Source organism: Streptomyces sp. R28 (genome assembly GCF_041052385.1).
Lineage (GTDB): Bacteria > Actinomycetota > Actinomycetes > Streptomycetales > Streptomycetaceae > Streptomyces.
This window is the reverse complement of sequence record NZ_CP163439.1, coordinates 3,730,787-3,751,733: the sequence shown is the minus strand read 5'-3', so window position 1 is coordinate 3,751,733 and position 20,947 is coordinate 3,730,787. Positions and strand designations below refer to the sequence as shown.

Below are 20,947 nucleotides of genomic sequence, written 5' to 3'. Positions count from 1 at the left end.
TCCCTTTCCTCGTACGGCTCTTCACGAGCACGTCGTCGTACGGCCTCAGGCGCGTGCCCGGCCGCGCGCCTCAGCCAGCCGGGTCAGGTGTTCCGCATAGCCCTCCGTGTAATACGCCGCCCGGCCCGCGTCCGGCTCGACGACCGCCGTCGGCCGCGTCCACGCCTGCGCGTCCAGCGCCACCCCGTACCGCTCGGCCGCCGCCAGCACCGCCCCCCGCGCGCCCACCTCGCCCTCGACGACCCTGAGCGGCCGCCCGAGGACGTCGGCGAGCAGCCGCATCCAGGCAGGGCTGCGCGTACCGCCCCCGCACACGGCCAGCGTCCCGGTGAGCCCCGCCGCCTGAAGGCAGTGCCGGGCCGCGTAGCCAATGCCCTCGCAGGTCGCCCGGACCAGATCGGCGCGGGTCGACTCCAGGCAGACGCCGGTCAGTTCGGCGCGCAGCCGCGGCTCGACGAAGGGCGCGCGCTCGCCCGAGGGCGCGAAGTACGGCAGCACCCGCACCCCGTGCGCCCCCGGTGGGGTCTCGGCCAGCAGCCCGTCGACCTCCTCGTGCCGGACCCCCGTCGTCGACAGCACCCAGTCCAGCGCCGCCGTACCGACCATCGCGGGCATCGCGCGCAGCCAGTGCCCGGGGCGATCGGTGTTGATGTACAGGCCGGCCGGCTCACCGGTCAGGTCGAGGGCGGTGGTCGCGACCAGGCTGGCCAGACAGGTGCCGACGATGAGGAGACCGTCGCCGGGAGACGTCACCCCCGCGCCCAGCGCGCAGGCGGGCAGGTCGTACGGCCCGTTCGCGATCCGCGTCCCGGCCGGCAGCCCCTCGCCGCGCGTCCGCGCCGTCGCGACCGGATCGCTGACGGGGGCGAGGAGGCCACGCCGGTGGGTCAGCCCCAGCAGCTCCACGACCCGGTTGTCGTACGTCCGCGTCCGCGGGTCCAGGAACGGCATCGACGCGTCCGACACATCCGTGGCCGGCCCCGCCCCCGTCAGCCGCTGGAACACCATGTCCTTGCAGTACAGGGCGGCCCTCGCGGCATCCAGCGCCTTCGGCTCATGACTGTCCAGCCACGCCAGCAGCGGCCCCGGACACCCCGGGAACATCGCGCTTCCCGTCCGCCGGAACACCGTCTCGAACGTGCCGTCCGCCAGCCAGCGGTCCACGAGTTCGTGTGCCCGCCCGTCCATCCAGGAGGCGGCGGGGCGCACCGGCCGCCCCTCCGCGTCCACCAGCCACACACCGTCGCCCTGCCCGGTGAGCCCGGCGAGCTCGATCGGTTCCGGCGCGCGGGAGGCCAGTTCCTCCAGTACGGCGACGACCGCCCCGTACAGCTCGTCCATGTCCTGCTCGACCACCCCGCCGTGCAGGGCGAGGCCCACCGGGCGGGAAGCGACGGCCAGTTCACGGCCCTCGGCGTCGAACGCGGCGGCCTTCACCGTGGACGTGCCTACATCGATACCGACGTACATAACGCCTCCCGGCTCAGGTCAGACAGTGCGCCAGTTGCTCCCCGCGCGCCCAGCGGCCCACCTCTTCGGCCGCGATCCGCGCCGCCTTCTCCGCCACCGCGCGGGACGCACCGCCCAGGTGCGGGGTCAGGACGAGGCGGTCGGCGAGGGCGTGCAGCCGCGAGTCCGGCGGGAGGGGCTCCCGGAGGTACGTGTCGAGCGCCGCTGCCGACAGGTGCCCGCTCGCCAGCGCGTCGCACAGCGCCTCCTCGTCCAGCAACGGCCCCCGTGCCGCGTTCACGACCACCGAGCCCGGTGGCAGCAGGGCCAGTTCGCGGGCGCCGATCAGGCCCTGGGTCTCGGCGGTGAGGCGGGCGTGCAGGGTGATGACCCGGGAGCGGCGCAGGAGTTCGTCGAGGGAGGCGACCCGCAGGCCGTGGATCTCGCCATGGACGTACGGGTCGAAGACCATGACCCGCGCACCGAACGCGCACAGCACGCGCGCGACCCTGCTGCCCACCGCGCCGTAGCCGACCAGTCCGACCGGCAGGTCCTCCAGCTCCAGGCCGCTGTGCTCGTACGTGTAGTAGGTCGCCCCCTCCCAACTGCCCTGCCGGGCAAGGAGGTCATGGGCCTGCGGGATCCGGCGCAGGGCCGCCAGCATCAGGCCGACGGTGAACTCGGCGGTGGCGGCGGCGTTGCGGCCGGGGGCGTAACACACCCGGACGTCGTGCCGCTTGGCCGCGTCCAGGTTGACGTTCACGGGGCCGCCCCGGCACACGACCACCAGCCGCAGGTCCGGGCAGGCGCCGAGGACGCGTTCCGTCACCGGACCCATCTGGGTGACCAGCACCTGCGCACCCGCGAGCGCGTCGATCAGCTCGTCCTCGGCGTCGCTCGCCTCCGTCACCTCGGCCACCGGGCCGAAGGGGGCAAGGGGCCAGCCGAGGGTCAGTTCGTCCACCTCGCAGGGGAGTTGGTGGCCGAGCGCCTCGGTGATGAGCGACGGCAGGATGAAGTGGTCGCCCGCGGCCACCACGCGCACGCTGTTCCCGTTGGTCATCGCAGGGAGTCTCCTGTCTCGGCGTCGAAGACATGGGTGAGGCGGGGGTCGGCGGTGACGTGGACGTGGTCGTCGTGGGCGAGGCGTACCTCGGGGGCGGTGAGGACGACGAGAGGGCGTTCGACGCCGGCGAGGGCGAGGGTCGCGATGCCCGATTCGAGGAGGGGTTCGTGGGCCACGACACGGGCTGTGAGGCCGTCCTCGCCGGTCAGGGCCAGGTCCTCCGGGCGGATGCCGACCACCACCTCCCGGCCCGCCGCCACCGGCACCGGTAGCGCGATCCGCGCCGCGTCGGACAGCCGGGCGTGACCGTCGCCGTCGGCGACACCGGGCAGGAGGTTGATCGCGGGTTCGCCGACGAAGTCCGCGACGAAGAGGTTGGCGGGGCTGTCGTAGATCTCGTACGGGGTGCCGAGCTGCTGGATGACGCCGTCCTTCATCACGGCGATCCGGTCGGCGAGGGAGAGGGCCTCCTCCTGGTCGTGGGTGACCAGGATGGTCGTATGGCCCAAGTCCTTCTGGATGCGCTTGAGTTCGCGGCGGGTGGTGTCGCGCTGGGCGGCGTCCAAGTGGGACAGGGGCTCGTCGAGGAGCAGCACGTCCGGTTCGCGGATCAGGGCGCGGGCCAGGGACACGCGCTGTTTCTGGCCGCTGGAGAGGCCGGCGGGGTGGGCGTCGAGGAGGGCGGTGAGGTCGACGCGTTCGGCGATCTCCTTGACCTTGCGGTCGACGTCGCCCCGGTCGGCCCGTCTGCGTGCCTTGAGACCGAAGGCCAAATTCTCGGCCACCGTCAGCGGCGGGTAGAGGGCGTAGTTCTCGAAGGCGACCCCGATGTTGCGCTGCTGGGCCGGGCGCGCGGCCACCGACGCCCCGCCGACCAGGATGTCCCCGCCGGTCACCGGCTCCAGGCCGGCGATCATCCGCAGGGTGGTCGACTTTCCGCAGCCCGACGGGCCGAGCAGGCCGAGCAGCTCGCCGGAGCGCAGGGTCAGGTCGATGCCGCGTACGGCGTCGACGGACGGTCGGCCCCGCGCGCGGTAGGTCTTGCGCAGATCACGTAGCTCCAGCTCGGTCATCGCTGCCCTTCGTCACGATCGGTGCCCCAGGACCTGTCCGGGCGCAGACTTCGTAGGTGACCTTGTGCTCGTCGAGGTCCCGCAGCGCCTGAGCCGACGCCCCGTCGTCCACGAGGAGCAGGTCGAAGCGGGAGAGCGGGACCACCCGGTGCAGGGCGGCCCTGGCGAGCTTGGTGTGGTCGATCAGCAGGACGTTGCGGGCGGCCGCGTCGAGCATGGCCCGCTTCACCGACACGATGTGCTGCTCCTGGTGGTAGGCGTAGCCCCCGCGCACGGCCGACGTCGACGCGAAGCAGACGTCCACGCGCAGCTGCTCTATCGCCTCGACACAGGACACGCCGAGGAAGGAGGAGTGCAGCGGGTCGTAGTCGCCGCCGAGGGCCATGAGGTGGATGCCGCGCTGGTCGGAGAGCAGGTTGATCGCCTCCAGGAAGTTGGTGACGACCGTCAGCGGGGTCACCTCGCCGAGGCGCAGCCTGCGGGCTATCTCCAGGGTGGAGGTGGAGTCGTCCAGCATGATCGCCATGCCGGGCTCGATCAGCTTCAGCGCGCGGTCGGCCACGGCGGCCTTCTCGGCGCGCATGGTCTTCAGCCGGTACTGCACGTTGGACTCGAAGACACCGGAGGGCTGGGCCGTCACTCCGCCCCTGGACTTCCTTACGATGCCCTGCCGTTCGAGCTCGTCGAGGTCCCGGTGGATGGTCATCAGACTCACCCCGAAGTGCCCGGCGAGTTCGGCGGCCGTCGCGGATCCGTCGGCGAGGACCCGCTCGGCCATGGCGGCCTGGCGGGCGGCGGGGCCCTGTTGCGGGGCGCTGTTGCTGGTGCTCATCGTGTCTCGATCCGTCGTCCTGGACGCTCCGGCCGGTCGGCCTCGAACAGCAGCAGGTTCTCAGGCCGGACCGACAGCCGGACCGGATCGTCGGGCCGCAGCCCCGTCGTGTCGGAGCGCGGGGCGACCAGCGACACCTGTTGCCCGCCCAGCCGGACGGTGACCTCGACGGACCGCCCGAGGACCTCGGTGACATAGACGGTGCCGGTGAGCTCGTGACCGGGGCCGTGCAGGGTGATGTCGCGGGGGCGCAGCCCGATCAGTACGTCGGTGCCGGGAGCCGTCCGCGCACCGACCGGCAGCTCGATCTTCCCGTCCGCCGAACGGAACCCGCCGTCCTGCGTCACCACTCCCGGCAACAGGTTGATCCGCGGCCGCCCGAAGGCCCGCGCCACCTCCGTGTCGCAGGGCCGGCACCAGATCTCCTCCCGCGTCCCCGTCTGCACGATCCGCCCGTCCCGGATGACCCCGATCCGGTCGCCGAGTGCCAGCGCCTCGACGGAGTCGTGGGTGACGTACAGGGTGGTCGTGCGCTGCACGGCCCCGATCGCCTTCAGCTCGGCCCGCATCTGCTGGCGCAGCTTGGCGTCGAGGTGGGAGAGGGGCTCGTCGAGGAGGAAGGCGCGGGCGGGGCGGACCAGGACCCGGCCGAGGGCGACGCGCTGCCGCTGGCCGTTGGACAACTGGCCGACCGGGCGGTCCAACAGGGCGGAGATGCCGAGGAGTTCGGCGATCTCGCCGATCCGCTCCCGTGCCTGCGCGGCGGGGAGGCGGTGGCGCGGGGAGCGGAGCGGCGAGGCCAGGTTGTCGTAGGACGACTTGTGCGGGTAGAGGGCGTAGCTCTCGAAGCACATCGCGACGCGACGGTCGTACGGCTCGACGCCTCGCATGTCCTTGCCGTCGAGTTCGACGGTGCCGGAATCGGGGAGTTCGAGGCCGGCGACGGTCTTCAGGGTCGTCGTCTTCCCGGCCCCCGACGGGCCGAGCAGACAGAAGAACTCGCCCTCCCGGACCGCCAGGTCGAGCCCGTCCAGGGCCGTGGTCCTCCCGTACGTCTTCCGGACCCCCCGCAGCGCGACGGCAGTGCTCATGACCTCGTCGCTCATGACTTCACCGCCCCGAACGACAGGCCCCGTACCAGATACCGCTGGATCGTCAGCGCGAGCAGCAGCGGCGGTACGACGGAGACGAGCGCGGCGGCGGCCGTGAGGTTGTACTTGGGCCGGTCCCCGCCCAGGAAGGACAGGGCGCCCACGGTCACGGTCTGGGCCTCGTTGGAGGTGAGGATGAGGGGGAAGACGAAGTTGTTCCAGGCGAAGATGAAGGCCAGCAGCGACACGGCCGCGATGCCCGGCTTGACCAGCGGGATCGCCACCTTGAAGAACGCCTGCTTGCGGCTGTAGCCGTCCAGCAGCGCCGCCTGCTCCAGCTCGGGGGTGAGGTCGGCGAAGTACGACCGCATGATCCACACGATCAGCGGCAGCGTGACCAGCTGGAGCACCCACACCATGCCGACGTACGTGTCGAACAGCCCGAGCTTCTGGTACAGCACGAACAGCGGGATGATCACGGTGAGTTCGGGCGCGAACCGGAACGACAGCAGCGTGAACATCAGGTTCTCGGAGCCCTTGAACCGCCAGCGCGCCGAGGCGTACGCGGCGGGGAGGCCGACGAGGAGCGAGAGGGCCACCGCGCCCAGCGACACGACCAGGCTGTTGACGAAGAACCGCACGAACGGGATGCCCTCGCTGTCGCCGAGGACCGTGCGGTAGCCGTCGAGGGTCGGGGAGAAGGAGAAGTACGTGGAGAAGAGCTCGTTCGTCGGCTTCAGCGACAGGATCACCATCCAGGCGATCGGGAACAGCGCGAAGACGAAGTAGAGGATGAGGGCGGCATCCGCCAGCCACCCCGACAGGCGCTTCCGCGAGGTCGTTCGGGTCGTTTCGCGGCTCACTTGGCAGCCACCTCCGCCGCCTTTCGCTGGATCTTCCCCAGGTGCTTCACCAGCACCATCGCGGCGAGATACACCACGGCCCACAGCACGATCGTGTAGCTGATCCCGAACGAGTACCGCTGGAAGCGGATCGCCTCCAGATACGCCCGGATCTGCAGGACGACGGTCGAGTCGCCCGGGCCGCCCTCCGTCAGGGCGTAGATGATGTCGAACACCTTCAGCGAGTCCATGAACCGGAAGATCACCGCGACCAGCACATACGGCCACAGCATCGGCAGCGTCAGCCGCCGGAAGGTGTACCACCAGCCGGCCCCGTCCACGGCCCCCGCTTCAAAGGGGGACGTGGGCAGCGAACGCAGCCCGGCGAGAGCCAGGATCGCCACGAACGGCGTGTACACCCACACATCCACGGCGATCGACGACAGCAGCGCGCCGGTCGGGGTGTCCGTCCACTGGACTCCGCCAAGGCCGAGGGGTCTCAGCAGGTAGTTGATCACCCCCACCGACGGCTGGAGCATCAGCTTCCAGATGATCGCCGCGATCACCGGCGCGATCATCAGCGGCAGGATGAGGATCTTCTCCAGCACCCGCCCGACGATCGTCGACCGGTGCAGCAGCAGGGCGACGGTCACGCCCAGCACGGTCTCCACGGCGGCGGCCCCCACCGCGTACAGCACCGTCACCCACGCCGAGTTCCAGAAGGCTTCCTGCGTGAAGACGGTCTCGTAGTTCTCGAACCGCACCATGTCCGGCTGCGGTTTGCTCGCCGAGAAGTCGAACAGCGTGTAGTAGAGGCCGAGTCCGAAGGGGTAGAGGATCCCGCAGGTCAACAGCAGCGCGGGGACGATCAGGACGTACGGGCGCAGGCGGAGCCGCCATCCCATCGCGCTAGCCCACCTTGTCGGCGAGGTCGCCCGCCAGCCCGTCGAGCACCGACCTCGCGCCCTGCCCGCCGTAGATCTCCTGGAGGGCGGCGGCCCAGCTGGTGGTCGCGTCGAAGAACTGGGCCTGCGGGGTGAACTGGATCTTCGTCTGGTCGACGACCGTCTCGAAGGTCTCGATGAAGCCGGGCAGGTGCCTCATCTTGTCCTTGTAGGCGCCGTCGGCGGCGATCGACTTGCGCACCGGGTCGATGTGGTTGTGTGTGATCGCGCTCTTGAGCAGGTGCTCCTTGCCGGTCGCCCACTGCAGGAATAGCCAACTGGCGCTCTTCTTCTTGCTCTTGGCGTTCATGCCCAGCGACCAGATCCACATGTTGGTCGCGAGGGACCCGTCCGGGCCCTTCGGACCGGGATGGAAGGCGATCTTCCCGGAGGCGGGGCTCGCGCCCTCGACGGCCTGGAAGTACGCGGCCGTGTCGGCGTCGAACAGCATCCCGGCCTTCTTCGCGCCGAGGTCGCTGGAGCACTGGTACCAGGTGTACGACGTCCAGGACGGTGGCCCGCCCTGCTTGACCATGCCGGCCCAGTCCTCGGTGAAGGCGACGGCCTGCGGGGTGTTCATGGCGGGTGTGAGCTTCCCGCCCTCGACTGTGAAGTCCTGCAGGCCGTTGCGGGCGTACATCGTCATGAAGCCCGGGTGGATGGTGGCCCAGCTCCTGGACCCCCGTACGGCGATCCCGTACATGCCGTCGAAGCCCGCACCCGGCGCCTTCCGCTTGATCGTCCCGGCGAGTTCGCGCAGTTCGTCGAAGGTCTCGGCGGGCTTGAGGCCGAGCCTCTTGAAGACGTCGGTGTTGTAGGCGACGACGTTGGTCTCCCAGCCCCACGGCAGCGCGTACTGCCCGCCCTGCCCGAGCGGCGCGCCCGCCTTCAGGGACCACTGGTCGGCCTGGAGGAGGTTCGGGAAGAAGTCGGCCTGGTCCCACTCGGCGCCGGTGGCCGCGGAGTTGCGCATCCATGGGCCGAGGTCCTCCAGCCACCCCGGCGGCCCGTACTGCCAGACCATGTAGGCGCCGAGCATGAAGACGTCGTACGAGGCACGCCCGCTCGACAGGTCGACGGTGAGCTTGTCGAAGTAGTTGTCCTCGGGGAAGACGTCGTACTCGACCTTGATGCCGGTCTTCTCGGTGAAGGACTTCAGGTCGGCGATCAGCGCGTCCGTGTACGGATGCTTGTTGAGCAGCGCCTTGACGGTCGTGCCCTTCTCCCGCTTCCAGTCGAAGGAGCCGGTGACGTCGTCCGCGGCCGAGCCGTCACTTTTGTTGTCGTCACCGCCGAACCCGGCCCCGCAGGCCGCGAGCAGCGGGGTCGCGGCTGCCGCGGCGGTCAGGGCGAGGAAGCGGCGCCGATCGTGCACGTGCATGTCCATCCGTGACCTCCACGTGGGTTCGGCCATCCGGGTGCCGGCGTTGCTGTGTCCTCCCGGGGGATAACCCCCGGACCCCCAGCAGAAAAGCGGGTCCGCCGGGAGGACCGGCGCGAAAGCCGCGCGGCAAACCCGGTTGACGCGGCGAGTCGACTCGTTAACAGAGGGTGGAACGGCGGAAGTTGGGCGTCAATCCCTCGCGCAGGGGAAAATCTCAGTGCAGAGTGAGAAGTTCACGGATCGAGATGTTCGGGAGTGAGTCGGAGGGCGCGCCGGATTCGACACCGGCTGAGAGCGCCTCGGAGACGAACGACCAGAAAACGCGGGAGGTCCGGATGGCGGACGAGCAGGAGGCGTGGCTCGGGATCGACCTGGGGACCCAGAGTGTCCGGGTCCTGCTGGTCACCGGGGACGGCACCGTGCTGGGCAGCGGTTCGGCCCCGCTCGCCGGGCGGCGGGACGGGGTGCGGCACGAGCAGGATCCGGGGGAGTGGTGGGAGGGGCTGTGCGCGGCGTCCCGGGCCGCGCTGCGGGGACATTCCCGGGTACGCCTCGGCGCGCTCGCGGTGTGCGGGACGTCCGGGACCGTACTGCTGACGGACGGGGCGGGGCGCCCGATGAGCCCCGCGCTGATGTACGACGACCGGCGCGCGGCGCAGGAGGCGGCACGGGCGCGGGCGGCGGGCCTGGCGGTGCAGGACACCTGGGCGCTGCCGAAGGCGCTGTGGCTGACCGAGACCTACGGTCAGGGTGGCCAGGGCCGGATCACCCACCAGCCGGACCTGATCGTCGCCCTCCTCACCGGCGAACTCCCCCCGGCCGACTCCAGCCACGCCCTCAAGACCGGCTACGACCTGGAGCGCGACGCCTGGCCGACCGCACTGCCCCGACTCGGCCTCCCGGACCGGGCGTTCCCGGACGTCGTACGCCCCGGAACGGCCCTCGGCGAGGTCTCCCCGACGGCCGCCGAGGCCACCGGCATCCCCGCCGGCACCCCCGTGATCGCCGGGATGACCGACGGCTGCGCGGCCCAGATCGCCTCCGCCGCCCTGCGCCCCGGCTCCTGGAACTCGGTGCTCGGCACCACGCTGGTCCTCAAGGGCGCGTCCTCGACGCCGGTCAGGGACGTGACGGGTGTGGTCTACAACCACCGTGCGCCGGACGGGAGTTGGCTGCCCGGCGGAGCCTCCAGCGTGGGCGCGGGCGCGCTCAAGGCGGCGTTCCCGGGTGCCGAACCGGCGGCCATGGACGCGTCGGCCGCCGCGTACGAGCCGTCCGGCGCGATCACCTACCCCCTGGTGTCCCCCGGCGAGCGCTTCCCGTTCCTCGCCCCGGACGCCTTTGCACTCGTCCTGGGCGAACCGGAGTCCGACGCCGACCTGTGGGCCTCGCTCCTCCAAGGCGTCGCCTTCACGGAACGCCTGTGCCTGGACTACCTGCACTACCTGGGCGCCCCGCTCGACGGCCCCCTCACCTTCACGGGCGGCGGCGCCCGCAGCCCGTACTGGAACCAACTGCGCGCCGACATCCTGGGCCGTCCGGCCCGCGTACCGCAGCAGACGGAACCGGCCCTGGGCATGGCGGCGCTGGCGGCGTACGGCGCGGGCGCGGCACCGGATCTGGCAGCGGCCGCGGAGAGCATGGTCCGCATCGGCGCGAACGTCGAGCCCCGCCCCGACCGCACCGCCCGCTTCGCCGCGCCGTACGCCCGCCTGATCGACGAGCTGACCACCCGAGGCTGGCTACCGCCCCCGGTCGCGGCGCACGCGCACGCCCGCCTGGACGTGGATACTGCGCAATCATGAGCACGAGCATGAGGACGAGCGCGAGCGCGACCATGGACACGACGCTGCTGCTGGCCCGGCACGGGCAGACCGTCTGGCACGCCGAGAACCGCTACGCCGGGATCAGCGACGTGCCCCTCACCGACACGGGCCGCGCCCAGGCCGAGGCCCTCGGCCGCTGGGCCGCCGCCCACCCGGTCGACGCGATCTGGACCTCGCCCGTGTCCCGTGCGGTCATCACCGCCGACCCCGCCTGCCGGGCCCTCGGTCTCACCCCGCACCGCGAACCCGGCCTGCGCGAATGCGACTTCGGCGTGCTGGAGGGCCGTACGCTCGCGGAGTTCGCGGCCGAGGACCCGGCGGCCGCGCGGGCCTTCCGCACCGACCCGGTGGCCCACCCGTTCCCGGCGGCCGAGGACCCTGCTGCCGCCGCCGACCGCGGTGCCGCCGCCCTGCGCCGCATCGCCGCCGCCCACCCCGGCGAACGCGTCCTCGTCGTCGCCCACAACACCCTGTTCCGCCTGGTGCTGTGCACCCTGCTGTCGATCCCGGCAGGGGAGTACCGCAGGGTGTTCCCGCGCCTGCGCAACGCGGCGATCAGCGAACTCCTCGTGAGAACCGACGGATCCGCCGCACTTCTCTCCCTCAATGTGCCCTGCGAGCCGGACGTCCCGTAGCACCATGGGCTGGGGGGGGGCAACGACCCCTTGGCGCCGTCCCCGTGCCTCACTTCCGTCGCCTTCCGACGGCGGACCGGCGCAGGGGACTTGTCCGGGAGCCGGTGTTCAGGCGGTGGTGGCGCCACCACAGCAGGGCGAGCAGCGGGACCAGCAGTGCGGGCAGCAGACGCAGTGCCCACGTGCCCGTGGACACGGGCTCCTCGGGTGCGCCGAGCCGCCCTGTCGCCGCCTGGCGCGGGGTCGGTGAGCCGAGCCAGACGGTCTCGTCCCCGTCGGCGGCCGACGGTTCCTTCAACGAACGGTCGACGCTCTGCGGGAGCCCGGCGAAGTCCGCGGTGAAGCGCTCCTCAGGGACCTTCTCGATGGGAATGGTGGTGAGGTCGACACCGCCGTAGACATAGGTGTTCACGTAGGTGGTGTTACCGCGCGTCGTCTTGTCGGTGACCTTGAACTCGCCCTTGGTGTACGAGTCGACGTACCGGTCGAAGGTGTCGGTGGGCTTCCAGCCGTCGGTGCTCTGCCAGGTGTCGATGTCGCCGCTGTCGATGAGGTCGCTGTACGTCGTCTCCTTGGTCCGGCTCAGCTCGCGGTACCACTGGGCGGCGACCCGGGAGAGATAGACGCGGCGCAGCGCGGCGTACTCGGGGGCGGTGTTGATCGCCTTCTTGAGCTTGGGCAGGATCAGGCTGCGGTAGTGCGCCTCGTTGTGGTCCTCGGTGGCCTGGTCCTGCTCGGGGCACGAGCGGGCGGACGACTGCCCGTGGCTCGCCAGGTACTGGGTCTCCATCTTCACGTCGAGAGGCGCGTCGAGGATGTAGAGCTTGTCCCCCTCCTGACGGACCGATGCCGGCGCCGGCAGGATCCAGTTGCGGAACGACAGGCAGTCACCCCGAACTCCGTCCCAGAACTTCCGCCCCAGCGCACTGTGGGGATGGACCAGCTCACCGACCGTCTTCTTCATCCGCAGATCGGCCTCCAGCAGAACGCGCCCCGCGTCGGTTCGCCCCAGCTGGTCGTCGACGATGCGATCCGGTTCGTCGGGGTTGAGGTTGACCCAGAAGTCCTGGGGGGTGAGGGAGAGCCAGACGAAGAAGGCGTCGGAGCTCTGGGACACGGCAGCGCGCCCGGTGGCGGTGCGGGCGTCGCCCTTCAGGGGGGCGAGGTGGGCGCTGAACGAGTACTGCAGACCGCTGCCGTCACCGGGGTCCGAGAGATAGCGCAACTCCATGCTGGAGAAGTCGATGCCGCCGGTGCCCGTGCCGGGGGCGGCGAGCATGCTGCCCAGGCCCGTGGCGGAGCTCGCGGAGCCCTTGGCGTCGGCGGGGTCCTCCGCGTCGCCGCACGGATCGGCGGCCTTGGCTGCCGCCACGAGTACCGACGTCTGCTGAAGACGCAGTGACTGGCTGCCCTGGTGCGGGCATGGCCGGGCGACGGAGAAGGCGGGGGACTCGTCGCCCAGCTTCACCAGGCCCTTGGTCCGCACCTCGTCGAGGTCGGTGACCAGTTTGTCCAAGGCCGTGCCGTTGCGCAGCTTCCGCAGCCGCTCGTACTTGCGTTTCACCTTCTTCTCCGCCCTGAGCTCCGCCTTGGGGCCCAGGTGCGCGACGGCCTTGCGTGCCTGCGCGATGTCCTTCTCCCGCTGTGCCCACTCCCGGACGCTGAGGTCGTACGCGCGCCCGTAGGCGGTGGGGGTTTCCGGACCGTACAAGCGGGCGCACTTCGAGCACTGCTGCCGTTCGGAGCTGCCGAGGAGCACCACCCCGCCGGCGATGTGGTACTTGTCCAGCACCCGTTGGATGACGGCCTCGGAATGCTTCGACTTCTGGATGTTCAACGCGCTGACGGCGATGAGGCGGCTCACGTCCGCCTCGTCCAGCCGCCGGACGGCCCCACGCCTCAGATAGTCCCGCAGCGGACCGAGCGGGACGATCGATGCCGTCCATGCTTCGCTGCCCATGGAGCTGAAGGTGGTCGTCTCGTACAGCAGCGGCTTGATCTGGTCGTCGTAGTCCAGCTCCGTCGGGTCCAGGAAGACGGCCGCGCCGTTGCGGTACCGGTCGAACGCCTGCTCCTTGTCCGCTTTGGGCAGCCTGCGCCAGAGCTCGAAGCGCAGCTGTTCGACGGGCGCGAGCGGCGGGGACAGCAGCGGGTTCTCCCACTTCCTGGAGAGGTCACGCCCCTGCGCCGCCCCTGGCGCCCGCTCGCCGTCGGCTGCTGCGGGCGGGGCCGCGCCCAGCGACACCAGCAGCGCCAGAAGCAGCGCCGTCAGTGCTCGCGCCCAGGGGTGTGCGAACCGCGTGTGCCGGGTGCGCGACTTCATCTACCGTTCGCCTTCCGAGGAGGTGGATGTCGACGTGGAGGGGGCTGGGGAAGCGGGCGGGGACACCGGCTCGGCCGGCGTGTCCTGCGTGTGTTGGCTGAACACCTCGTCGACCACCGCCAGATCGGCGTCCGTGCCGCCCCGCGACCTGGACAGCGCGGAGGCGAGCCACAGTCCCGCGGCCACAAGCAGCAGCGCCCACACCCCGGCCGACGCGCCGCCGGCGACCGCCTCGGGGCATTCGCCGACGTGGAGGGGCAGGCCCCCGTGGTACGTGGGGGCCGCGCACTCGGCCGAGGCGGGCGAGGGAGTGCCGAGGACGAGCGTCGCGGTGGCGGCGGCCAGGGCGGACAGGCGTGTGATGCGGGGGCCGGTCATGACAGTGCCTCCCGGGCGGGCGACGAAGGTGTCTGCGAGGTGGCGGGGGCGGCACCCTTCAACTCCAGTACGCGGTCCCGCAGTCGCCCCTCCGGCGGGATGAAGGAGTCGGCACCGGGACGAGCGCGGTGCCAGCGCTGGACGGCGAGATCGAGCTGCGCCTGCTGGAAGCGCAGGAGATGACGCAGCCCCGCCGTGCCGTCCCGGCGCCACACGCGCAGTTCCAGCAGGAGGCGGCGACGCGGCGAGAGCAGCAGGTCGATCTCCGGCTCGGTGACCGCGCCGTGGCCGGCGTCGGCCTCGGCGCGCAGCGCGTCGGCCAGCCCCGCCGCCTGGGCCTTGAGCCCGCGCCGCAGGACCAGCACGTACAGCGCCACGAACACTCCCGAGGTGATGACCGTCATCACCGGGATCCCCACGAGCAGACCGAGGGTCTCGTCGGCGTACCAGTCCGCCCTGCGGTTGTCGAGATGCATCAGCATCACGTCCGTCTCGAAGTGCCCGCCCACCGCGGCCAGGAGTCCGCCTCCGACGGCGAGCAGCCGGTCCCGGCGCGCCGACAGCCAGCGGGCCGCGCCGATCCCGGCGCCGACGAGCGCGGTGAACGCCACGTGGGCCGCCATCAGCCCGACCACCTGCCGGTCCCAGAACTGGGTGAAGTGGTGCTCGGGGTTGACGAAGCTCAGGTAGTGGACCGTCTCGGTGAGGTTGAACCCGAGTCCGACGGCCGCGCCGAGGACCACTCCGGAGACCACGCCGTCGATGTGGCGCCGGAAGAGCAGGAAGAGGACGGCGACCCCGGCGGCCTTGCCGAGTTCCGTCACGACGGCCGTGTTGAGGGGAAACAGGGTGTAGAGCTCGCGGACGCTGTCCTTGGGGCGCTCCCAGTAGCGGGACATGAAGTAGCCGGGCATGGCCCGCTGGAACCAGGTGATCATGACGATGCCGAACCCGCCGCCGATGAGCGCGCCCCACCCGAAACCGGTCAGCAGCAGCCATCCCGGCATCCGCCGGTAGAGCTGCACCCGGTGGACGACGAGCAGCGCCGCCAGCGTGGTGGGCAGACAGATCAGCAGCTGGGGCAGATTGCCGAACATACTGGCCAGCGGCATCGCCGTGAACGGCAGCAGCAGGGCACCGAGGATGCCGAACTGACAGGCGCGTACGGTCCGTTCGGCTGTGCTGCGAGTCCCGGAGTCCCCCTCCGGGGTACCGCCGCGCCGGGTGAGCAGCAGACCGACGCCGATCAGGACCGCGACGCCCCAGCCGACCGGGAGCAGGACCCGCGTCACCTGGAAGGGCTTGGGCGCCGGCAGCAGGAAGAACTTGATCCAGGGCGAGCGCGAGGTGAGTTCGGGCGCGGTCCAGAAGAGGATCTGGCCGACCGCGTACACCGCGGACAACGCCAGGGCCACGACGACGGCGCCCGCCATACCGTTTCGGTGCATGCGCGCGGGCGGCCTGTCGGGCATGGGCGGTACGGGCGGCACGGTCCCTGCTGCCGCGGTCATGAGGCACCTCCGGCCGGGGAGAAGTCGGGCAGGCTCGGGAAGTCCGAGGGCAGCTCCGGCAGGTCGGTGGGGAGAGCGGTCGGGAAATCGGTGGGCAGTTCGGTGGGGAAGCCGGTGGGGAAACCGGTGGGGAAGTCGCTCGGTAGCGACGTCGGCCTCGTGTAGTCGGTCGGCAGGTCGGAGGGAAGCTCGGTGGGGAACGCGGTGAGGAACCCGCTCGGCAGGGAGGTCTGCCCCGGCGTCGGCATGCTCGGCATGGTCTCCGGCAGCCGGAACACCGGATCGGTGGTGAGGCCGACGATCGCGGCGGCCACGGCGGCGACGATCCCGATCCCGCCGATCGCGGCCATCAGCCGCACATAGGGGCGAGGGCCGAGTTCCGGCCCGCCGGGCGGGCCCGCCTGCACGTCTCCCGGTGGTTCGGTGACCGGCCCGGGCTCGCTCGTGTCGAATGTCATGGCCCTCCCCCGTGGAGCGGCATCAACGGCCGCCCATCGCAATGGACTTGACGTGACAGCACCAGCATGGCCAGCGATGTGCGGGCTGGGCCTGTCCATGTCACATACGGTTGTCCGGCTGCGTGAAATCCTGATGAAGCCACCCGGGACCCACACGGGAAGCCCCCGCGAGTCACGTCCTCGCGGGGGCTTCCTTCATTCCGCCTGCCGTCGTGAAGGGTGAGAAGACGATCACGAGGCAGGACGCTCGGGGTGCTGCTACGGCGCGAGCAGCAGTACATCCGTACGGGACTTGGCCGCCTCGTAACGCCGGGCCACGTCCTGCCAGTTGACGACGGCCCACATCGCGTCGATGAAGTCGACCTTCTGGTTCCGGTACTGGAGGTAGAAGGCGTGCTCCCAGGCGTCGAACACGAGGATCGGCGTCGCGCCCTGGCCGACGTTGCCCTGGTGGTCGTAGACCTGCTCGACGATCAGCCGCCCGCTCAGCGGCTCGTAGGCGAGCACACCCCAGCCCGAACCCTGCGTGGTCGCCGCCGCCTTGGACAGCTGCGCCTTGAAGCCCGCGAACGACCCGAAGGACTCGGCGATGGCGTCCGCCAGCTCACCCACCCCGTCGGCCGCGAGCGGCTCGCCACCTCCGTCACCGGTCATGTTCTGCCAGTAGATGCTGTGCAGGATGTGCCCGGACAGGTGGAAGGCCAGGCTCTTCTCCAGCCCGTTGACCGACCCCCACTGCTCCTTGTCCCGCGCCTCCGACAACTGCTCCAGCGTGTCGTTCGCGCCCTTGACGTACGCCGCGTGGTGCTTGTCGTGGTGCAGCTCGATGATCTCGGGGCTGATCACGGGCGCGAGCGCGGCGTAGTCGTAGGGCAGTTCCGGGAGTGTGTAGACGGGCATGAAGGGTCCCCTCAGAGCTCTTATTGCAAGTAACTTGCAACAACAAGTTAGCAGCAGAAGGGATGGAGTGTGCGTCCGGGCGTGCGAATGAGGCATGCGCCGTCAGGTGGGCGGGCTCTACTATCGACACTCGTAGAAGGGGGTGTCATGGGACCCGAGATCGCCGAACTCGCCCGAACTGCGGGCACGACGGTGGTGACGCTGATGGCAGGGCAGGCCTGGGAGTCCGCCCGCGACGGCGTGGTGGCTCTCTGGCAGCGCTTCCAGCCCACCCGGGCCGAGGCCATCGGCAGCGAGCTCGAGGCCACCCGTGAGGACCTGCTCCTCGCCCGCGATGCGGACGACACGGACACCGAGGCCGAGTTGACCGCCGAATGGCAGGCACGCGTCCGCCGACTGTTGCTCGCGCAGCCCGACGTCGCCGAGGAACTGCGCCGCATCCTCGCGGAGTTGAACCCGCAGCTGCCCGATCCGCGGCCCTCGGTGGAGGTCCGGCTGCGCGCGGAGGCATCCGGCAACGGCCGGGTCTACCAGGCCGGCCGCGACCAGCACATCACCGAACGATGAGCGAACTCGGCGCTCGTGCGTCGGGCCAGGGGCGGATCTTCCAGACGTCCGGCGACCAGTACATCCAGGAGCACCATCACCACTACGGCGTCGGTGCGACTGCTCCACTCTTCGGTACGGAGTCGGCGACCAGTCCCACCGGCCCGGTCGCGCCCGACTCCGTGCGTGTTCCGCAGGTCGGGCGCCCGCCGGGCATCCTGCGCAACCGGGAGGAACTGTGTCGTGCGCTGACCGTGGCCCTCGCCGGGCCCGGCGGTGACGCCCACGTCGTGCACGGCATGGGTGGGTGCGGCAAGACGGCGCTGGCGTACTGGCTGTTCACCGAGGCTGTACGCGCACATGGCCGGGTCGGGTTCTGGGTCAACGCCTCCGAGCGGATGTCCTTGCGGGCCGGGATGCTGGCGGTGGCGGGGGATCGGGGGGCGGCTGCCGGTGAACTTGCCGCAGCGGCGGCGGGACAGCGGGCCGCGGCGGACCTGGTGTGGCACTACCTGGACCACTCGGCCGACGCCTGGGTCCTGGTCCTCGACAACGCCGACGACCCCTCGGTGCTGGAGGACGGGGCATGGCTGCGAACCAGCCCGCGCGGGACGGTGCTGGTCACGACGCGGCATGCGACCTCGTACCTGTGGCAGGGAGTGGGTGTGATGCGCCACGGTCTCGGGGTTCTGCCACTTGAGGACGCGGCGCAGGTTCTGTGCGACCTCGCGCCGGACGCGGGGGACCTGGAGTCCGCGCGGAAGGTGGCCGAGCGACTGGGCCGACTACCGCTCGCGCTCACCCTGGCCGGTTCCCATCTCGCGCATCAGCTCCTGGAGTCGTGGTCCATGGACGAGTACGACCGCAAACTCGACGAGGAATCGACGGCCATTGTCGATGGCGGGGCCCTCGGGTATGGCGGTGGCCAGTCACGTCATCTGGTCGGCCGGACCTGGCAGTTGTCCCTGGATGGCCTGGCGAGGCAGGGGCTGCCGGAGGCGACGACGTTGCTGCGGCTGCTTTCCTTCCTGGCTGCGGATCCGATGCCGTTGAGTCTGCTGGCGCCGGTGGCGCGTGGGGAGGTCGCGCTCGACGGACTCGAGCCGGCACTGCTCGCCGGGAACCTGGAGCCTGCCCTGCGGGCGCTGCTGGATCACTCACTCGCCGAACTGGTCGAAGCGGAGGGCGTGCGATGTGTTCAGGCGCATGGGGTGCTGCTGGACAGCGTGGCAGCCGGGGTGCCGACAGTGCAGCGTGCCACCCTCGGTGAGGCCGCAGCTCGGCTGCTGGAAGGGGCGTTGCCCGAGCCGGGGGGCGAGACCACCGTCGGCCGGGCGGGCCTGACGCTGCTGGCCCCGCACGCCGCGCGGCTGGTGGCCATGGCGCCGGGACAGCGGACTACCGCTCTGGCCGTACGGGTCGTCCGGCAGGTGCACGAAGTGGGCGCATACACGGCTGCGCTGAACATGGCCCGGGTAACCGCTTCCGTGGCGACACGTGCCCTCGGCGAGGACCATCCTCTGGTGCTGGACGCACAGGAGGCTCAAGGGCGGGCACTGCTCGCCCTGGCTCGCTACTCCGAGTCGGCCGAGGTGCACCGGCGGACACTCGAGGTGCGTGAGCGTGTACTCGGCCCTGACCATCCGGACACCCTGAGCAGCTGCCACGGCCTTCAGCAGCCCCTGTACTGTCTCGGCCGTGGCGCAGAGGCCGAGCGCCTGCTGCGGCGTGCGATCGAGGGGCGGCGTCGCGTGCTGGGGGAGGACTCACCCGACACCCTGCTTGCCCGGGCCAATCTGTTGGAGGTGCTGGCCGAGCAGGGCAAGTCGGAGGAGGTCGACCGGGGCGCGGACGTGGTGGGGGACTGCGAGCGGTTCCTGCCCCCGGACCACCTCACCACGGTCATGGCCCGGCATTCGCATGCCGAGGCGCTGCGCCGGCTTGAGCGATTCGAGGAGGCGGCCCCGGTGGCCGCACGCGCGCTGGCTGACCGGATCCGCCTGCAGGGTCCCGACCACCCCTGGACCCTCTCCGTACTCTGCCTCACAGGGATGGTCGCGCGAGGCCGTGGCAGGACCGCCGAGGCCGTCGCCATCTACGAGCGGCTCATCGAGGAGCGCTCCCGGGTGCTTGGCCCCGGGCATCCGTTTGTCACGGAGCACCGTGAGGACCTCGCCCGGTGGCAGGCCGAGATCCCTGACTCCTGATCAGCTCCGGACAGCCTTGGCCCGCTGCCACGCGTACCCGACCGCTGCCAGGAACACCGTCATCCCCCCGGTCGAGTACAACTGCACCCGCGTATCCGGCTCCCGGGCCATCAGCACGAAGATCGCCACCATCCCCGCCAGCGCGACCCACGTCAGCACCGGGAACGCCCACATCCGCACGACCAGCTTCTCCGGCGTCTCACGCTCCAACCGGCCGCGCAGCCGCAGCTGGGAGACGGCGATGAAGATCCAGACGACGAGGATGACCGCGCCGATCATGTTGAGCAGCCAGGGGAAGACGTCGTCCGGGCGCCAGTAGCTCAGCACCACGCACGCGAAGCCGAACACCGACGACGCGAGGACGGCGATGCGCGGGACGCCGCCCGACACGCGGCCCAGCGCCGCAGGTCCCTGTCCGCGCTGGACGAGGGAGTATGCGATGCGTGAGGAGCCGTAGATGTTGGCGTTCATGGCGCTCAGCAGCGCGACCAGGACCACGACGTTCATCACCTGGCCGGCGCCGGGGATGTCGAGGTGGTCGAGGGTGGCGACGTACGGACCCTTGTCGACGATGTCCTTGGAGTCCCAGGGGACGAGGGTGACGACGACCGCCATCGAGCCGATGTAGAAGAGGGCGATGCGCCACATGGCCGTGCGGACCGCGCCGGCCACCCCACTGACCGGGTTCTCCGACTCGGCGGCGGCGATGGTGACCGTCTCCATGCCGCCGTACGCGAAGACCGAGGCGAGCAAGCCGATGATCAAACCCTCGGTGCCGTTCGGGAAGAACCCTCCCTCGCCGGTGAGGTGGGCGGTGCCCGGCGCGTCGGTGCCCGGCAGGACGCCCGCGATCGCCAGCCCGCCCAGCACCAGGAACAGCGTGATCGCGCCGACCTTCAGTGCGGCGAACCAGAACTCGAACTCGCCGAAGTTCTTCACGGCGGCCAGGTTCGCGCCGCAGAAGACGACCATGAACAGGGCCACCCACGCCCACTCGGGCGTATGCGGCAGCCAGGTCGTGACGATCTTCGCCGCGCCGATGCCCTCCAGGCCGACGGCCGTGCAGAGCAGGACCCAGAAGGACCAGCCGGCCGTGAAACCGGCCCAGGGGCCGATCGCCCGCTCGGCGTGCGCCGAGAAGGAGCCGGAGGAGGGATACGCGGCCGACATCTCGCCGAGCATCCGCATCACCAGCATCACGAGGAGGCCGGAGAGGACGTAGGCGATGACGATCGAAGGGCCGGCGGCGGCGATACCGGCGCCGGAGCCTACGAACAGGCCCGCGCCGATGACACCGCCGAGGGCGATCATCGACAGGTGGCGCTGCTTGAGGCCGTGGTTCAGGCCGGGGGAGACGCCGTCCGCCTTCGCGGGCGTCTCCGTGGAGGTGCTGTGCATGGGCGCGGCTCGTCCAATGCGTGAGAGGGCAAAAACGCCCACAGTCTGGGCAGCCTCTCCGCCCCGAAGGAGAGGCTGCCCACT

18 protein-coding genes are annotated in these 20,947 nt (G+C 70.8%); 4 read left to right on the top strand and 14 right to left on the bottom strand.

The window, feature by feature from the left end; translation table 11 throughout:
• Window positions 1-45 precede the first annotated feature (45 nt).
• From AB5J49_RS16530 to AB5J49_RS16495, 8 genes are read right to left on the bottom strand one after another with little or no spacing between them, the layout of a single operon-like run.
• Window positions 46-1,470: an FGGY family carbohydrate kinase gene (locus tag AB5J49_RS16530; protein ID WP_369169396.1), complete on the bottom strand. Its 1,425-nt coding sequence runs from the start codon at window positions 1,468-1,470 to the stop codon at window positions 46-48.
• A gap of 13 nt (window positions 1,471-1,483) precedes the next feature.
• Entirely contained in the window at window positions 1,484-2,512 is a 1,029-nt protein-coding gene (locus AB5J49_RS16525; protein ID WP_369169395.1) for a 2-hydroxyacid dehydrogenase, read from the bottom strand.
• A complete protein-coding gene (locus AB5J49_RS16520; RefSeq protein WP_369169394.1) occupies window positions 2,509-3,588 on the bottom strand; it encodes an ABC transporter ATP-binding protein in 1,080 nt (359 codons plus the stop codon). The genes AB5J49_RS16525 and AB5J49_RS16520 overlap by 4 nt, the downstream gene beginning before the upstream one ends.
• Entirely contained in the window at window positions 3,566-4,420 is an 855-nt protein-coding gene (locus tag AB5J49_RS16515) for a DeoR/GlpR family DNA-binding transcription regulator (RefSeq protein ID WP_369169393.1), read from the bottom strand. The genes AB5J49_RS16520 and AB5J49_RS16515 overlap by 23 nt, the downstream gene beginning before the upstream one ends.
• Window positions 4,417-5,526, bottom strand: a complete 1,110-nt coding sequence (locus AB5J49_RS16510; protein WP_369169392.1) for an ABC transporter ATP-binding protein — start codon at window positions 5,524-5,526, stop codon at window positions 4,417-4,419. Before AB5J49_RS16510 ends, AB5J49_RS16515 begins: the two co-directional genes overlap by 4 nt.
• The gene (locus AB5J49_RS16505) at window positions 5,523-6,374 is read right to left on the bottom strand and encodes a carbohydrate ABC transporter permease (protein WP_369169391.1); all 852 of its coding nucleotides are present in this window, start codon (window positions 6,372-6,374) and stop codon (window positions 5,523-5,525) included. Before AB5J49_RS16505 ends, AB5J49_RS16510 begins: the two co-directional genes overlap by 4 nt.
• Window positions 6,371-7,258 (bottom strand): carbohydrate ABC transporter permease, encoded by an 888-nt coding sequence (locus tag AB5J49_RS16500; RefSeq protein WP_369169390.1) that lies wholly within the window; start codon window positions 7,256-7,258, stop codon window positions 6,371-6,373. Before AB5J49_RS16500 ends, AB5J49_RS16505 begins: the two co-directional genes overlap by 4 nt.
• Before the next feature lie 4 nt (window positions 7,259-7,262).
• Window positions 7,263-8,684 carry a sugar ABC transporter substrate-binding protein gene (locus tag AB5J49_RS16495; protein ID WP_369169389.1) on the bottom strand — a complete coding sequence of 474 codons (1,422 nt, stop codon included), beginning with the start codon at window positions 8,682-8,684 and terminating at the stop codon, window positions 7,263-7,265.
• A 332-nt stretch (window positions 8,685-9,016) separates the two neighbouring features.
• Here AB5J49_RS16495 and AB5J49_RS16490 point away from each other — a divergent pair, with 332 nt between their 5' ends.
• Together AB5J49_RS16490 and AB5J49_RS16485 are read left to right on the top strand one after the other, a co-directional pair.
• Window positions 9,017-10,486 carry an FGGY-family carbohydrate kinase gene (locus AB5J49_RS16490; protein ID WP_369169388.1) on the top strand — a complete coding sequence of 490 codons (1,470 nt, stop codon included), beginning with the start codon at window positions 9,017-9,019 and terminating at the stop codon, window positions 10,484-10,486.
• 32 nt (window positions 10,487-10,518) lie between these two features.
• Window positions 10,519-11,142, top strand: coding sequence for a histidine phosphatase family protein (locus AB5J49_RS16485; RefSeq protein ID WP_369175155.1), 624 nt, complete (start codon window positions 10,519-10,521; stop codon window positions 11,140-11,142).
• 49 nt (window positions 11,143-11,191) lie between these two features.
• Here the strand turns inward: AB5J49_RS16485 and AB5J49_RS16480 are convergent, their stop codons facing one another.
• The 5 genes from AB5J49_RS16480 to AB5J49_RS16460 form a co-directional block, all read right to left on the bottom strand.
• Window positions 11,192-13,465 (bottom strand): hypothetical protein, encoded by a 2,274-nt coding sequence (locus AB5J49_RS16480; protein ID WP_369169387.1) that lies wholly within the window; start codon window positions 13,463-13,465, stop codon window positions 11,192-11,194.
• A complete protein-coding gene (locus tag AB5J49_RS16475) occupies window positions 13,466-13,843 on the bottom strand; it encodes a hypothetical protein (protein ID WP_369169386.1) in 378 nt (125 codons plus the stop codon). It lies immediately after the preceding gene.
• Window positions 13,840-15,354: a PrsW family glutamic-type intramembrane protease gene (locus AB5J49_RS16470; RefSeq protein WP_369169385.1), complete on the bottom strand. Its 1,515-nt coding sequence runs from the start codon at window positions 15,352-15,354 to the stop codon at window positions 13,840-13,842. The genes AB5J49_RS16475 and AB5J49_RS16470 overlap by 4 nt, the downstream gene beginning before the upstream one ends.
• Complete coding sequence (locus tag AB5J49_RS16465) at window positions 15,351-15,812, bottom strand: PT domain-containing protein (RefSeq protein WP_369169384.1); 462 nt, start codon at window positions 15,810-15,812, stop codon at window positions 15,351-15,353. The genes AB5J49_RS16470 and AB5J49_RS16465 overlap by 4 nt, the downstream gene beginning before the upstream one ends.
• A 258-nt stretch (window positions 15,813-16,070) precedes the next feature.
• A complete protein-coding gene (locus AB5J49_RS16460) occupies window positions 16,071-16,712 on the bottom strand; it encodes a superoxide dismutase (protein WP_369169383.1) in 642 nt (213 codons plus the stop codon).
• Window positions 16,713-16,859: 147 nt separating this feature from the next.
• On the opposite strand from AB5J49_RS16460, the gene AB5J49_RS16455 reads away from it, so the two are divergent.
• Complete coding sequence (locus tag AB5J49_RS16455) at window positions 16,860-17,279, top strand: hypothetical protein (protein WP_369169382.1); 420 nt, start codon at window positions 16,860-16,862, stop codon at window positions 17,277-17,279.
• A complete protein-coding gene (locus tag AB5J49_RS16450) occupies window positions 17,276-19,465 on the top strand; it encodes a tetratricopeptide repeat protein (RefSeq protein ID WP_369169381.1) in 2,190 nt (729 codons plus the stop codon). The genes AB5J49_RS16455 and AB5J49_RS16450 overlap by 4 nt, the downstream gene beginning before the upstream one ends.
• Here AB5J49_RS16450 and AB5J49_RS16445 read toward each other — a convergent pair whose 3' ends face one another.
• Window positions 19,466-20,863, bottom strand: a complete 1,398-nt coding sequence (locus AB5J49_RS16445; protein WP_369169380.1) for an amino acid permease — start codon at window positions 20,861-20,863, stop codon at window positions 19,466-19,468.
• Window positions 20,864-20,947: the final 84 nt, after the last annotated feature.